This is a genomic window from Litoreibacter roseus (genome assembly GCF_009811795.1).
In the GTDB taxonomy this organism is placed as follows: Bacteria; Pseudomonadota; Alphaproteobacteria; order Rhodobacterales; family Rhodobacteraceae; genus Litoreibacter; species Litoreibacter roseus.
The window spans coordinates 374,872-389,910 of the sequence record NZ_BLJE01000003.1 but is presented as its reverse complement, the minus strand read 5'-3'; the positions used below and the strand labels follow the sequence as shown (position 1 = coordinate 389,910).

General features: G+C 57.4%; 12 protein-coding genes. 5 read left to right on the top strand and 7 right to left on the bottom strand.

The genetic code is table 11. The features are described from left to right. The first annotated feature begins 82 nt into the window (after positions 1 to 82). Entirely contained in the window at positions 83 to 493 is a 411-nt protein-coding gene (locus KIN_RS15775; protein ID WP_159808790.1) for a hypothetical protein, read from the top strand. A 93-nt stretch (positions 494 to 586) separates the two neighbouring features. Here KIN_RS15775 and KIN_RS15770 read toward each other — a convergent pair whose 3' ends face one another. Beyond that, entirely contained in the window at positions 587 to 1,153 is a 567-nt protein-coding gene (locus KIN_RS15770) for a helix-turn-helix domain-containing protein (protein ID WP_159808788.1), read from the bottom strand. A 117-nt stretch (positions 1,154 to 1,270) separates the two neighbouring features. On the opposite strand from KIN_RS15770, the gene KIN_RS15765 reads away from it, so the two are divergent. Both KIN_RS15765 and tdh read left to right on the top strand, forming a co-directional pair. Continuing rightward, on the top strand, positions 1,271 to 2,464 hold the full coding sequence (locus KIN_RS15765; protein ID WP_159808786.1) for a glycine C-acetyltransferase: 1,194 nt from the start codon (positions 1,271 to 1,273) through the stop codon (positions 2,462 to 2,464). After that, complete coding sequence (gene tdh, locus KIN_RS15760; protein WP_159808784.1) at positions 2,464 to 3,492, top strand: L-threonine 3-dehydrogenase; 1,029 nt, start codon at positions 2,464 to 2,466, stop codon at positions 3,490 to 3,492. The genes KIN_RS15765 and tdh overlap by 1 nt, the downstream gene beginning before the upstream one ends. Here the strand turns inward: tdh and KIN_RS15755 are convergent. The 3 genes from KIN_RS15755 to dctP all read right to left on the bottom strand — a co-directional run bounded on the left by KIN_RS15755 (position 3,489) and on the right by dctP (position 7,318). Continuing rightward, on the bottom strand, positions 3,489 to 4,844 hold the full coding sequence (locus tag KIN_RS15755) for a TRAP transporter large permease (RefSeq protein ID WP_159808782.1): 1,356 nt from the start codon (positions 4,842 to 4,844) through the stop codon (positions 3,489 to 3,491). The two genes, tdh and KIN_RS15755, sit on opposite strands and share 4 nt — an antisense overlap. Positions 4,845 to 4,849: 5 nt before the next feature. Then, positions 4,850 to 6,142 carry a TRAP transporter small permease subunit gene (locus KIN_RS15750; RefSeq protein ID WP_159808780.1) on the bottom strand — a complete coding sequence of 431 codons (1,293 nt, stop codon included), beginning with the start codon at positions 6,140 to 6,142 and terminating at the stop codon, positions 4,850 to 4,852. Positions 6,143 to 6,217: 75 nt separating this feature from the next. After that, positions 6,218 to 7,318 (bottom strand): TRAP transporter substrate-binding protein DctP, encoded by a 1,101-nt coding sequence (gene dctP, locus KIN_RS15745; protein WP_159808778.1) that lies wholly within the window; start codon positions 7,316 to 7,318, stop codon positions 6,218 to 6,220. 334 nt (positions 7,319 to 7,652) lie between these two features. Here dctP and KIN_RS15740 point away from each other — a divergent pair, with 334 nt between their 5' ends. Together KIN_RS15740 and KIN_RS15735 are read left to right on the top strand one after the other, a co-directional pair. Beyond that, a complete protein-coding gene (locus KIN_RS15740) occupies positions 7,653 to 9,440 on the top strand; it encodes an ABC transporter ATP-binding protein (protein ID WP_159808776.1) in 1,788 nt (595 codons plus the stop codon). 94 nt (positions 9,441 to 9,534) lie between these two features. Continuing rightward, positions 9,535 to 10,545 (top strand): hypothetical protein, encoded by a 1,011-nt coding sequence (locus KIN_RS15735; protein ID WP_159808774.1) that lies wholly within the window; start codon positions 9,535 to 9,537, stop codon positions 10,543 to 10,545. Here KIN_RS15735 and KIN_RS15730 read toward each other — a convergent pair. The 3 genes from KIN_RS15730 to KIN_RS15720 form a co-directional block, all read right to left on the bottom strand. Next, complete coding sequence (locus KIN_RS15730; RefSeq protein ID WP_174239130.1) at positions 10,530 to 11,858, bottom strand: ABC1 kinase family protein; 1,329 nt, start codon at positions 11,856 to 11,858, stop codon at positions 10,530 to 10,532. The genes KIN_RS15735 and KIN_RS15730 overlap by 16 nt on opposite strands. An 82-nt stretch (positions 11,859 to 11,940) precedes the next feature. Next, on the bottom strand, positions 11,941 to 13,287 hold the full coding sequence (gene gdhA, locus KIN_RS15725; RefSeq protein ID WP_159808772.1) for an NADP-specific glutamate dehydrogenase: 1,347 nt from the start codon (positions 13,285 to 13,287) through the stop codon (positions 11,941 to 11,943). Between the two features lie 24 nt (positions 13,288 to 13,311). After that, entirely contained in the window at positions 13,312 to 14,961 is a 1,650-nt protein-coding gene (locus tag KIN_RS15720) for an acetolactate synthase large subunit (RefSeq protein WP_159808770.1), read from the bottom strand. Positions 14,962 to 15,039: the final 78 nt, after the last annotated feature.

Genomic DNA, 15,039 nt, shown 5'->3' with positions numbered 1-15,039 from the left:
CATCTTCGGGTTTCGACGTTACTCCAACAGACGGACGAAGCGGTGGGTTCTGCCCCACCGGCTCAACGGAAGGAGACGAAGTATGCAACGCGTCGTTCTCAGCACTTTGGCCGCGACTGCCATCGCGACCGGTGCGGTCGCGTACCAGACGATCTCGCAAAGCGTGTTCGAGAACGTGGAGCGTGTTCTTGAGCGGAACAGTTTCGAAAATTCGGTGACATCGCTAACGGACCAACAGATCCTAGAAATACATCTCGCGGCGACGAACACTGACAGCCCGTCGGATGAAAAAGCGTTGGTGCTGGCGGCTTTGGATGGCGATGCGATACCAGAACGTGACTTTGCCACTGTGCGTCGTGACGTGGACGGCTTTGTTATCGCTGATGGTCAAAGCGCCATTCAGAATGATGCGCAGATTTACACCGTCGCCGTCGGATCCGATGCCGTCACCGACGAACCGGTACCAGCAGAGCCTGTCCTCGACGAATCCTAGGGTTCCAACAGATTTTTCAGTGAAGAGTGTTGTGTTACTAAGGGTCGCCTTCGGGCGGCCCTTTATCGTTTCCGTTTATTGTCTTGGCGGTCGCTAAACCTTCGGCTGTACGACAAGCAAGACGGCTTCGCTGATCCCTTTCGCTTCATTGGTTATGGTGTGTTCAGTATCTGCTCTATACCGCAACGTGTCGCCAGAACCGGCAGAAACCGTGTTTTCCCCGATAGTTACCGAAAGCGCACCGGTAAAGCAGGTCAGATGCTCCATGGTTCCACGTGCATGGGCACGGGATTGCAACACACCACCCGTCTTCAAGCTCAGCTTGTGCCACTCCACAGGCAAATTCGCGTTTTTTGGGTTCAGCATTGCGATCTGGCACAGCCCGTCCGCCGTCAAACGGGTTGGTGCAGACTGATTGTGAACGTGCTCGATGACAGGAGCCGTATCGCGGCCACCGTCCAGCGCCGACAGATCCAGCTTCAACGCGGCTGCAAGGGACCAGACAACCGCAAATGTCGGGTTGGCCGCGTTCCGTTCGATCGCAGACAGCATCGAGCGCGACACGCCACTAATCGCCGCCAGTTGTTCAAGGGTCAGCCCGGCCGATTTCCGCGCGTCGCGGATCAGTCCAGCAATATCAAGGGCGTTTTCTCGGCTCATGGGCCAATTCTCTTACATGTGTCGTGCTTGTCAAGAAAATCCAATATATTAGATTGATTCTTATATATTGACATTCTCCGCAATTTATCGCGGAGATGCGTCTGAGGAGAATGCTCTATGCCCATCAGCTTCATCGACCACATATCCCAGACCCTGTCCGAAATTGACGCGGCAGGTCTTTACAAACGGGAGCGTGAAATTCTGTCCCCGCAGGGCGGCCGCATCGCGCTGGCAGATCATGAGAACGTGATAAACCTCTGCGCGAACAACTATCTTGGACTGGCAAACGATGCGCGTCTGATCGACGCGGCCAAGCAAGCCATGGATGATCTGGGGTATGGTATGGCCAGCGTGCGGTTCATCTGCGGAACGCAGGCGCTTCACCGGCAATTGGAACACCGGCTTGCTGAGTACCTGCGCAAGGACGACGCGATCCTTTTTGCCGCATGCTTTGATGCGAATGGCGGGTTGTTCGAGCCACTGCTTGGTCCGGAGGACGCGATCATCTCGGATGCGCTCAACCATGCGTCGATTATCGATGGCATCAGGTTGTGCAAGGCCAAGCGCTACCGCTACGCGAACTCAGATATGGACGATCTGGAAACGCAACTGAAGGCGGCGAAAGCCGACGGTGCGCGGTTCATCATGATCGCAACAGACGGTGTGTTCTCAATGGATGGCTATCTGGCGAAGCTACCAGAAATCACGACACTGGCAGATCGCTACGGCGCGCTGGTGATGGTTGATGACTGCCACGCTACAGGCTTCATGGGGCCACAAGGGCGTGGGATGCACGCGCATTTCGGGGTTGAGGGCAAAGTTGATATCCTGACCGGCACGCTGGGGAAGGCACTGGGCGGCGCAATCGGCGGCTACATCGCCGGTCCGCAGCAGATGATCGATCTACTCAGACAGCGTGCGCGGCCATACCTCTTCTCAAACGCCTTGCCCCCATCTGTCGTTGCCGCGTCACTTGTCGCGCTTGATCTGGCGGAGGACGGCGACACCCTGCGCAAGGACCTGTTCGACAATGCCCGCTACTGGCGCGAGGGACTTGATCGGCTCGGGTTTGATCTGCTGGAGGGGGAGCATCCCATTATACCGGTCATGCTGGGTGATGCGCGGTTGGCCCAGGATATGGCGCGTGACCTCTTCGAACGTGGCGTGCACGTCTCGGGCTTCTTCTTTCCTGTGGTGCCAAAGGGACAGGCCCGCATCCGCACGCAAATGAGCGCGGCGCTGACGCGGAACGATCTGGATCAATCTCTTGAAGCCTTTGAGGCGGCGGGCAAAGCCGTAGGCGCGATCTGATGCGGGCGTTAGTCAAAACCCGCGACGCGCCGGGTCTGGAAATGCAAGATCAGCCGGTTCCCGAAATAGGTCCGGATGACGTGCTGATACGGATCGCAAAAACAGGCATCTGCGGGACCGATATTCACATCTGGAACTGGGACGACTGGGCCGCAAAAACCGTTCCGGTGCCGCTGATCACCGGTCATGAGTTTGCAGGCGAGATCATCGAGATGGGTCGCAACGTGACAGATCTTGAAATCGGCCAACGGGTCAGCGGCGAAGGGCACTTGATCGGGAAGACATCTCGCCAGTCCCGCTCCGGGAAATTCCATCTGGACCCAGCGACCCGGGGCATCGGGGTGAACGAGCCGGGTGCCTTTGCCGAGTATCTCAAACTGCCCGCCTTTAATGCCGTTCCCCTACCCGACGAGATTGACGACGACATCGGCGCGATCCTCGATCCGCTGGGCAATGCTGTCCACACAGCGCTCAGCTTCGATCTGATCGGCGAGGACGTTCTGGTCACGGGTGCCGGGCCCATCGGCATCATGGCTGCAGCCGTCGTGCGCCATGCGGGCGCGCGAAACGTGGTGATCACAGATATCAATCCAGACCGCCTTGCGCTGGCCGAAAGTGTGGCGGACGTGGTCCCGGTCAATGTTGCCCACGAGGACCTGAAGTCCCTGATGCCGCGTCTTGGCATGCAGGAAGGTTTCGACGTGGGACTGGAGATGTCCGGCAATCAGGCGGCCCTTGATCAGATGGTCGACGCGCTGGTGATGGGTGGGCGGATTGCGCTTTTGGGTATCCCGCCCGGCAAGAGCCCCGTGGACTGGTCGCAGATTGTCTTCAAGGCGATCACACTCAAGGGCGTCTACGGCCGCGAGATTTTTGAGACGTGGTACAAGATGATCGCGATGATCCAGAACGGCCTCGACGTGCGTAAGGTGATCACGCACAGGTTTCCTGCCACAGAGTATGCGACAGGGTTCGAAACGATGCGTGGCGGGGCCAGCGGGAAAGTGATCCTCGACTGGCGGGGCTAGCCGTAGACGATGTTGGGCAACCACGTGATGATCTCGGGGAACATCATGCACATCACCAAACCCACGATCTGCAGGAACAGGAATGGCAGGGCGGACTTGAAGATGTCCGTCATCGGAATGTAGTCCGGCGCGACCCCTCGCAAATAGAACAGCGCGTAACCAAAGGGCGGTGACAGGAAGCTCATCTGCATATTGACGAGGTACAGCACCCCGAACCACAGGACCAGATCATTGGGATCGTCCAGCCCGAACGCCGCGGCCCCAAGCGCCTTGATAATTGGCACAAAGATCGGCACGCAGAGCAGCAGGATACCGACCCAGTCGAGAAACATGCCCAGAACGACCAGTAAGACCTGCATCAGGATCAGGATGCCCCATGGCCCAAGACCCGTTGCCGCAAGGCTGTCCTGAACGAATTGCTGCCCCCCTTCGAGCACGTAGAGCCCCACAAAGATCGTCGCCCCAAACATGATCCAGATCACCATGGCGCTGGCCTTTAGCGTCGTCAGACAGGCCTCCCGGATTGTCAGCCAATCCAGTTTGCGGTGGATGGCCGCCACGATGAAGGCGCCAAATGTCCCGATGCCCGCAGCCTCCACCGGGGTCGCGACGCCCGTGAAAATCACACCCAATACGATAACGATCAGCGCGATGGGCGCGGACATATTCCCCATCAATTTGACCTTCTCGCCTGTCGTAATCCGCTCTTCCATCGGGATCGGCGGTCCCAGCTGCGGATTGATGTAACAGCGCAGCGTGACGTAGAGGATATAGAGCCCCGACAGCATCAGGCCGGGAATAACGGCACCGATGAACAATTCACCCACAGATTGCTCGGCCACAACGGCGTAGATGATGGCAAGGATCGATGGCGGGATCAGGATGCCTAAGGTGCCGCCTGCCATGATAGAGCCCATGGCGATCTTCGGATCATAGCCCCGTTTGAGCATCGCGGGCAGAGCGATGATCCCCATCGTCACCACCGCGGCGCCAATCACACCCACCATCGCCGCGAGGATCGTAGACGCGATGATGGTGGCCGACGCCAGACCGCCTTTGACGCTGCCGAGAACCTTGTAGATGACGTCAAACATCTCGTTAATGATGCCTGCACGTTCCAGCATTGCTGCCATGAAGATGAACAAAGGGATGGCGGACAGCTGATAGTTCGTCATCAGCGGAAATATCCGGGACGGTACGATGTTCAATGCGCGCGCGTCGCCCAGAATGAACAGGAACACGCAGGCCAGACCACCCGTCACAAAGGCCAGCGGCAGCCCCGCCATCAGCAGAGCCAAAAGCGAGCCGAACATGATGAGCGTCAGAAGCTCAATACCGATATCAATGCCCATATGCCCTACTCCCCGCGTGCGATGGCGCGGATGTCCTTGCCAAGTTTGGATATGCCCTGAAGGACCAGAAGAATGCCGCCCATCACCATGACCCACTTCATCGGCCAAAGCGGAACCTCCCATTCGTTGAAGCTGATTTCACCCCAGCGGATATTCGGGTTGGTCCATTGCTCGGTTCCAAACCCGGCCACTAGTTCAGCCAGCGTCAGGTCCCCCCGCGCCCAGTCTGAGACAACCGAATTTCCGGACGGCACTGCAATGGCATCCATCGCGAAGATCCAGCTGGTCACCAGCAACGTGCCCGCGAAAATAAAGAAGAAAATCGAGGTCAGCAGATCGACCCATGCCTTGTTTTTGCGGCGCATGGGGGCGTAGAAGATGTCGACGCGCACATGGCTTTCGGTGAGCATGGCGTAGGATCCCGCGATCAGGTACTGCATCCCAAACATCAGGTACATCGCCTCATGCGCCCAGTTCGTCGGACTGCCGAACACGTAGCGTGCAATCACCTCATAATAATAAACGATGACTGCAATGGCGGCCCAATAGGATACGAACTCGCCGCAGAACAGGGACAGACGGTCGATCCAGTTCTCCGCGTAATCGGCGTCTTTCTTTTGCTCTTCCTCCACCGGCACTTCGACCAGATGCGGCACGTCGGTCATGGACGCGTTTGCGCGCCTGACCATTGACGGGATCAGGAGCGCATCAATGACCATGAAGGCCAGAATGACGTAGAGCGCGTAGAGCGCCGCGTTCTCCCAAAACACGCGATCCGCGCGGGCCGTTTCCAGCAGAGGCCCGCGTTCCTTTAGGTCCGTGCGGGCCTGTTCCAGATTGGTCCGGCTCTTTTCCAGACCGTCTTCCGCCCGCTGTAATCGTCGCTCCGCGCTGCGTTCCGCGAAGGAACCCTTCTCCGCCTCTGCAAGCGCCGTCCTATAGCGCTCGATGTCCGCGGCCCCCGTTTCGAGCCGTGGTTCTTCGCGGGTGATTATGCGCTCGGCGATGCGAACCTGATTGGCTGCATTCGACTGAACGGTCCGCGCGGTCTGTTCCGCGCTGTTGGCATAGAGAATGGCCAGAAAGACAGGGATATAGAGCAGCCCCAGAAGGCTCTTGAGATAGAACCGGTGCAGCCCGATGATGCCGCCGGACACCCAAATCATGTAGGCCAGCGGAACGGAGTATTTCTTGACCCCGCTGGTTTGTCGGCGAGACAAGACCATTGCGACAAGCGGAAAGACGATCAGGCCAACCCAGTACAACCAATGGGGCAGCGTGAAACTGAGGCTGGGCATGGATGCACCCTGTTCTGTGTATGGAAAGGCCACCCGATATTCGCAAAAATCAGGTGGCCAAATGGTCTGAAGCGATCAGAGGTCCAGTTCGAGACCTTCGATCTGCTCTGGCGTGACGTAGCCGAGTGAGCCTGACATCATATAATCAAGCTGGATCTTGAACACACGCGCCGCATCCTTGTCGCGGTTGGCGTAGTTGAACCAGATCGGCACCGCGACCTCGGTCATCAGTTCCACGTCATCTTGGGTCAGGCGCGTGACTTCCGTCCCATCGGCCTCGAACTTTTTCCAGGCTTCCTGATCCGCGGCCTGAATGGCGGCGTGGTGCATGTCGGAATAGGTGTGTGTTTCCATTTCGACGAATTGCTTCATCTCAGGGCTGAGCGCATCCCAAGCCGCTTGTCCGACGGTGATATCCATCAGGTCGACCGGCTGATAGAGCGACATGAAGCCTGGAGGGCCCATGGAGATGTATTGCGTGACCTGGCTGAATCCGAGCGCATAGTTCACGGCAGGTCCGACGTAGTCCGCCACATCAATCGTACCTTTTTCAAGCGCCGGGAAAATCTCGGAGCCCGGCAGAACGGTGGTTTCAGCACCAATCTCGGCAAACACCTCCGCGACCATCCCGCCCGGAACGCGCATCTTACGCCCCGCAAAATCATCAATCGACCGGATCGGAACCTTAGAGTGGATGATGTTCGGTCCGTGATGAACCGGCCCCACGTAATGCAGTCCTTGGGCGGAATAGAGTTCCCGCGCAATTTCAAGACCACCCAGCCCATAAAAGAACGTGTCCCACTCATGGGGATTGCGCAGACCCAAAGGATATGAAGTCAGAAAGGTGGCCGCAGGGATGATGCCTTGGGCGTAGATGGTGAACGGATTGACCGCATCGAGAACGCCATTTTTCACCGCATCATAAAGCTGGAAGTCACCGACAACGTCATTCGCGCCAAAAGGCTGAAAGGTAAGCTGGCCGCCGGTCTTTTCCGCGATTGTTCCGCACCAGTCTTTGAAAATCTGCAGCCCTGCACCGCCCGGCCAAGATGTCTGAATTTTCCAGGTTGTACCGTGGGCATCTGCGCTGGCGATATGCGGCGCGGCGAGGGTCGCGGCGCCCCCGAGGGCAATACTGCGAAGCGCGTCGCGGCGGGTCTTTGTTGTCGGTGTCATGTTTATCCTCCCAGATACTGATCCCAGCTTTGGAAACAGGCCTTCCGCAGTGGGACACTCGAAGGCTAGATCAATTTTTTTCAGATTGGTAACATTATTTATCCAATCCGCTGGTTTCGAATGATGAGCGTGCGAGCCACGCGGCCTTTGATGTTTCAAAATCGCCACGTCACATCGCAAAGCACTTGTCTGCGCGGCCACATTATCCATATGTGATCGGCGCGCATTCGGGGCATCCCGCGCCACGGACAGCGCGCGCTGGACAACAGAGGTCCTTTCCGGTCTAACCATCGGAAGCGAAGACGATTTGGCAAGCGGGTTCTATCGAGACAGCATGGCTTTAGATCAATCGACGCGGACGCCTACGGCGCCACAAGACCCAAAGGCACTCTTGAAGCGCCTTCTGATGGAGAATGTGCCGAAGCATAAAAGGCTGTTTCTCCTCTCTTTTCTATGCATTTTCGCCGTTGCCATCGCGCAGGGCGCATTCGCCTTTTCCATGCGTTTCATGGTCGACGACGTGTTTGTTGCAAAGAACGTGACAGCGGTCTGGCTTGTGGGCGGCGGGATCATCGCGATCTCGGTGATCAAGGGCATCGCAGTTTTCCTGCGCATGATCATATCATCGAAGGTAAAGCGGTCCATCCTGTCCTCACTTCAACGCAGGCAGTTCGACAAACTCATCCGTACGGAGATGTCGTATTTCGCAGGGCGTCACCCCTCAGAATTCATATCTGACATTTTCTACAACGCACGCGGCTCTGTCGGTGCGGTCATGACGTTGACAATCAAGGTGACCCAAGACGCGGTGATGCTGATCGTATTGTCGGCTGTGATGATATTCCAAGATCCGCTTATGTCGATCGGGGCGTTTGTCGCCGTACCGTTCGTGTTTTGGATTTTTAGGAAGATCACCAAGCGGATCAAAGAATTGGCTAAAGTGCAGGCCCAGCTTCAGGCGTCTCTCACATCCTCCGGGGTTGAAGCGGTTCAGGGAGTCCAAACAGTCAAATCCTTCGGGCTTGAAGAAAAGCTGTCCCGCCGCTTCGCCAAGGCTATTCAAACCTTGGAACGGCGCGTTTTGAAGATCGCCCGGACGCAAGCTCTGTCATCCCCCTTGATGGAGATCGTTGGTGGCATCCTGATCGGATCGTTTCTGATGTATGGCGGCTGGCAATCCGTCAGCTCTGGCACCACACCCGGTGAATTCATGGCGTTTTTGACCGCCTTCCTTTTGGCTTATGAGCCCGCCAAACGGCTCGCGGCCATCACTGTGAAATTACAAAGCCAGATGATCGCTATCGAACGGCTTTATGCGTTTCTCGACATGCCCGAGACGACGGGTATGGAAAAGCGGACCGCAGTGTTAAAGTCGCCGAGGGGCGAGATCGAGTTCAACGACGTCAACTTCTCCTATCCGGAAAACGGCCCGGCGCTTCATGACGTAAGCTTCACCGTGTCGCCGGGGGAATTCTTGGCCATCGTCGGTCGATCAGGCGCGGGTAAGACCACGATTGCAAATCTTTTACTGGGGTTCCTGACGGCAAAATCCGGCACGATCACATTGGACGGTATCGACATAAGCACAGTCGATCCCAAGGAACTATCCAAGAATATCGCGCTTATCTCGCAGGATGTCTTCCTGTTTGACGGTACGATCCGCGACAACATTCGGGACGGCAATCCCAATGCAAGCAATGAGCAGATCGAAGAAGCGGCAAAGGCGGCGGAGATCCTTGGGTTTCTCGAAAAGACAGACGCAGGTCTCGACACTGAGGTCGGCACAAACGGATCAAACCTCTCAGGGGGGCAACGCCAGCGGGTCGCGATCGCGCGGGCACTGGTCAAGGACGCACCTGCGATCATCTATGACGAGGCCACATCCGCGCTGGACGGAGAAGTGGAACGGTCCATCGTTGCGAACACGCTGCACGGCAATCAAGATCGGGCCATCATTGCCATCGCCCACCGGCTGTCGACCATCCAGGGTGCCGACCGGATCATCGTGATGGACGCCGGCAAGGTCATTTCCGTCGGTACGCATGACAGCCTGAAGGACAGCTGCGACGTCTACCGTTCGATCTTCAACCTCGACACCCTAGACGAAAGCGCCGTCGCCTGACGGATCCCTGATGTCGAAGCCCAAACCCTCGAAACTGTCGCCTGAGCACATCCAAAGAAAACTCGCGCAGATCCTTTGGCGCGCGAGCCACCGCATGAGGCATCGGCGCCATCTGCGGAAGCATTCGGCGTCGGCGGAAGCCCAACGGTATCGTGCGGGCCGTGATACCTTCGTGCTCTACCGGATTATCGGAAACGATCTACCACCCCGCCATCAGGACGGGCAGTCACGCCAGAACATCGAGTTTATTCTGCAGAACGAGCCGCCGCTGGAAGACTGCGAAACATGGTGGGTGATCAATCGTATTTTTGATGAAGCCAACCGAACTCAGTTGATCGAGTTACTTGACCGCCACAAGCAGCGCTACATCGAGATCCCATTTGACTGGGATGCATATCGTGGGGTGAAGATGGACACCTCCCTCTTTCCGACGCCGGATTTTCTGACCAGCGATGCCCACGCCGCACTGGACGCCGACGCGCAGGAACGGGCCGTGCTGGCGCATAATCGCCGCAAAAACCTCTATATCATGAACAACAACGGGGCGCGGAATACGGCTCTGGATCACGGTCGGAACTTGGCGAAATGGGTTCTTCCGTGGGACGGGAACTGCTTTTTAACTGAAGACGGTTGGCGGAAAATTCGCCAAGGCGTGATAGACTCAAACGATGTGCCCTACCATCTCGTGCCCATGGCGCGGGTCGACAGCAATTCGGAGTACCTGAACGAGGAGACCGCACCGAACGCGACTGAAGAACCGCAGATCATCTTCCACGCGAAATCCAGGGAACGCTTCAACGATGCGATCCCCTATGGGCGGCGCCCCAAGGTCGACCTGATGCGACGGCTGCAATCGAAAGGTCCGTGGTCATTTCGAAAAAACGATCCATGGGACGTTCCCGCCGCAGAGACCTGTCCCGACGCTTGGCGGTTCGTGCTGTCTCCGGGATGGGTCGGTCGCTTGAGTTCCGGCGATGTCCGGCAAGAGAAGGGCCGGAATTCCGCCGAAACGCGCATGCAGCGGCGCAATCAGGCGATATTGGCTGCAATCGCGATGGTCGACGCTGAGCTTGAAGCACGCAGCACGGTTCAGTCCGAGACGTAAGGCTCAAGCAACTCTCGGACATTTACACGCGCCCGCAATCTGTGTGCGAGCAAGTAGAGACCGGCAAACTTGCGTTGCATATAGAAAGCGTCAACCGGCGGCACATGAACAAATTCCTGATCCATACCCAAGGCTTGCCCCGCTTCGTGCAACTGGTCCGCAATGTCCGTATTGGCGAAATCAAATGGCCCATCATGGCGCAGCGCGGAAAACGCGATATCGATCATCTCGACGATTGTATCCCGATGATGGGGCGCTGTGTCATCGTCGAAAAAGCCGATTGCGCGAGCGGCCGCATGGATATCCGCGCGTGACCCGCTCAAGCCTGCCAAAAGAAGCGTATGGTAACTGTTCGCGACGTCAGAGGGGAATCTGCGGGCCGCCCCGAAATCAAGCAGGACCACACGTCCCGAGGCCGGATCATAGCGATAGTTGGCGAAATTCGGATCGGTCTGCATAAAGTGAAACTCGAAAAGCTCGCGCAAAAGTAAGTTGATGAGGATCGCCATAACCCGATCCCGCTCGGCCTGCGGGGCGTCTGCGACCTGTTCGATGGGAACGCCGTCGACATAGGACATCGCAAGCACGTTCGGTGTTGTGAGTTCTTGGTGAAGCTCAGGCAGCACAAGGTCGCCATCCGCTGAAAGCAATTCTCGAAATGCCTCGAGATAGCGCCCCTCTTGCTCGTAATCTGCCTCTTCATGCAACTGCCGCTTTGCCTCAGCCAGCAACGGCGCCACGTCAATCTTTCGGGTGAGCAAACCAGACATTCGGATTAATGCAGCCACATTGTCGACGTCGCTGTCGATGCTTTTGCGAACGCCGGGATATTGAACCTTGATCGCAAGATCGCGCTGGTCCTTTGTCTTGGCGCGATGAACCTGACCGATAGAAGCCGCAGCGATGGGGTGCACGTCAAAGGTTTCAAACTGGCGCAGCCAGCCCTTTCCCCAATTCTCGTTGAGCACAGTCTTGAGTTGCGCGGGCGGCATGTGATCAGCATCGGCACGCAGACGTGCCATAATGTCTGCAAGCTCTGGCGGAAGCATGTCGCCCGCATCCATGGACATGAGCTGACCGACTTTCATCGCCGCACCGCGCATGCGCGCGAGTTGATCGGCAACGCGGGTGACATTGGACGGGGTCAGTAAAAGATCTCGCAATTCCGGTCTACGCCCTTGGGCGAACTGCCGCGCCCCGTCCACAGCCATGCCGCCCATGACGCCGGATGCCATGCCCCCCAACCGGGCGAGACGCGCCAATCTGCTGCTTGGCACGGCCACGGGTCTGCTTTTTTTCTGAGAGGTGCTCACGCTAAGACCGATCTTCTGACTGAGGGTTGGGCTGAGATGTAGCCCACTGGTCAGGTCCGGAAAGCTGCTCTGAAGCAAATCGCTAGAACACACCCTGCGCCATCATTGCGTCGGCGACCTTCTTGAACCCGGCGACGTTAGCGCCCTTGGCATAGTCGACCTTGTCCCCGTCAGTGCCCGCATCCGCACATTTGTCATGGATGTCTTTCATGATCGTCTGAAGCTCATCCGCCAGTTCGTCTCGGCTCAGATCCCGCCGCATCTTGTTTTGACTGATCTCTAGGCCCGACACCGCAACACCGCCGGCATTGGCCGCCTTCCCCGGCGCAAAAAGCAGATCGCTGTCCGCGACAACTTTCTTGCCCTCGGACGTCGTTGGCATGTTGGCACCCTCGATCAATGCGATGCAGCCATTGTCGATCAGCGCCTTCACACCGTCAGCATCCAGTTCGTTCTGCGTGGCACATGGCAGGGCGATCTCGCAGGTCACCCCCCACGGGGCCTCGTCTGAGTGCCATGTCGCATCGAACTCATCTGCGTAGGCCTCGAGGCTTGTACCGGACTTCGCTTTGTGGTCCCGAACCCAGTCGATCTTTTCTTGGGTCAAGCCTTCTTCGTCGTGGATGTATCCGCCGCTGTCAGACAGGGTCACGACCTTTCCACCCCGTTCAACCGCAAGCTCGGCGGCATATGTGGCAACGTTGCCCGCGCCTGAAATAACAATCGTCTTATCCTCAATGCTGTCGTCTTTGTGGTCCAGCACGTGCCCCAAGAACTGCACGACGCCATACCCGGTCGCCTCTGTCCGCATGGCACTACCCCCATAAGACAAGCCTTTCCCGGTCAGGACACCTTCGAACTGATTGCGAATGCGCTTATACGCACCGAAGAGCCACCCGATTTCCCGCGCGCCGACATTGATGTCCCCTGCAGGCACATCAACATCAGGTCCAATATGGCGGTAAAGCTCAAGCATGAAAGACTGGCAAAATCGCATGATCTCAGCATCCGAGCGCCCGCTGGGATCGAAATCCGCGCCACCCTTCCCGCCGCCCATGGGCAGGCCAGTCAGCGCGTTCTTAAACGTCTGTTCGAAGCCCAGAAATTTCAGCATGGAAAGGTCGACGGTTGGATGAAACCGTAGCCCACCCTTGTAAGGACCTATGGCCGAATTGAACTGCACCCGGTGGCCGCGATTGACCTGAACGATATTGTCGTCATCGCGCCACTCCACCCGGAAACTGATCACCCGATCCGGTTCCGTGAGGCGATGCAAAAGCCCCGCGGTACGGTAATCCTCGTTGTCGTTGATGAGCGGCAAAAGGTCCGGCACCACCTCGCTGACAGCCTGATGAAACGCATCTTCATGTGGCGTGCGGTCTTTCAGATCGGACATGAAATCGTCCAGATCAATCTTCGATTGGCTCATTGGAAGGCTTTCTTTGGGGAAGGGTCAGAGGCTGGCAGTCACATGCCCAAGCCGCTCGGTCAGTTTCATGTTTTCAGAGTAATCCACCGGCATCACGACAAGCGCAGGCCCGTCATGATCGAGGGCTGCGCGCAGGTGGCCCTGCAGCTCGTCCGCACTGTCACACCGCGACGCTTTCCACCCGAAACTTTCGGACATCTTGATCCAGTCCGGGTTGGTAAAAGTCAGGTCGGTGTGGGTGCCGAACTCCTGCTCCTGCTTCCATTCGATGAGACCATAGGCGTTGTCTTCCCAGACCAGCATCGCGATATCGGATCCCAGCCGTGCTGCTGTCTCCATCTCTTGCATGTTCATCAGAAAATCCGCGTCACCTGCGAGACCTAGAATTTTGCGACCCGGACAAGACAACGCGGCGCCGATCGCACCCGGCAAAGGCATCCCCATGGAGCAAAACCCATTGGAGATGAGGCAGGTCCCAGGCTCATGTGCCTGATAATGTCGGGCCACCCACATCTTATGGGCGCCCACACCAGACAGGAGTATATCTTCTGGTCCAAGACAAGCACGTACATCGGCAATCGCCTTCTGCGGTGTGATCGGGCCCGCACCGGTTTCATCGGCATGGGCCGCAAACTCGTCCTGCATCTTCTCGCGCAGGGCCTTTTGCTTTGAGAAATCGTAACTCAGTTCAGCGGAACCGGCGCGGACGCAAAGCTCTTCGATCGCGTGGGCCAGATCGCCAATGACTTCGACCTCGGGAATGTAGTGCTTGTCGACCTCAGCCGGGATGAAATCGATATGGACGATCTTCGCTGTGTCTTTCGAGTTCCAGCTTTCCGGCGGATACTCGACCATATCGTAGCCCATGGTGATGATGACGTCCGCATCCTCGACCACGGGCATCGGGAAGTCGCGCTGGCCCATTCCGATGGTAAAGAGACATCGCGAATCTTCCAGATCCAACGCGCCTTTGGCCATAAAAGTCATCAGAACGCCGATCCCCGTGCTTTCGCAGAATGACCGTAAGGCCTTGCTGGCGCGGGTACGGATTGTGCCGTTGCCTGCAATGATCAGCGGGCGTTTGGCCTGAGAGATAAGCGCCCACGCATCATCCAGCGCCAGTTGGTCTGGCGCTGGTCTGCGAACGTCCACGCGCTTAAGGGGCACCGCATCGGTTTCCATCGCCGCGATATCTTCTGCAATTTCGATGTGAACGGCCCCGGGCTTTTCAGTTTGTGCCACCTTGACGGCCTTACGGACAATCTCGGGGATGGCATCGGGGTGAAGCACCGCCTGAGACCACTTCGTGACCGACCGGAACATATCGACGACATCCATCACCTGATGGCTTTCCTTATGCAGCCGGGTCGTGGCCCCCTGCCCTGTAATGACCAGCATAGGTGCGCGGTCCATGTTGCCATCGGCCACACCGGTCATCAGGTTGGTGGCGCCCGGACCAAGCGTGCCAAGGCAAACACCGACAGTTCCTGTAAGACGCCCGTGAACCGCCGCCATAAAGGCCGCGCCCTGTTCGTGCCGGGTCAGAACGAACTCGATCGAAGAACTTTGCAGGGACATCATGAAATCGGCGTTTTCTTCGCCGGGAACACCAAAAATACGCTTGATGCCTTCCGCCTCCAGGCATTTCACAAACAGATCAGACGCTTTTGTCATGGTGTGGTCTCCCCTCTTTTCACACGCGGCCAAAGACGCGCAGTGTGCCGCCGTCTCAAAGCAACCAACGTAGCGCAG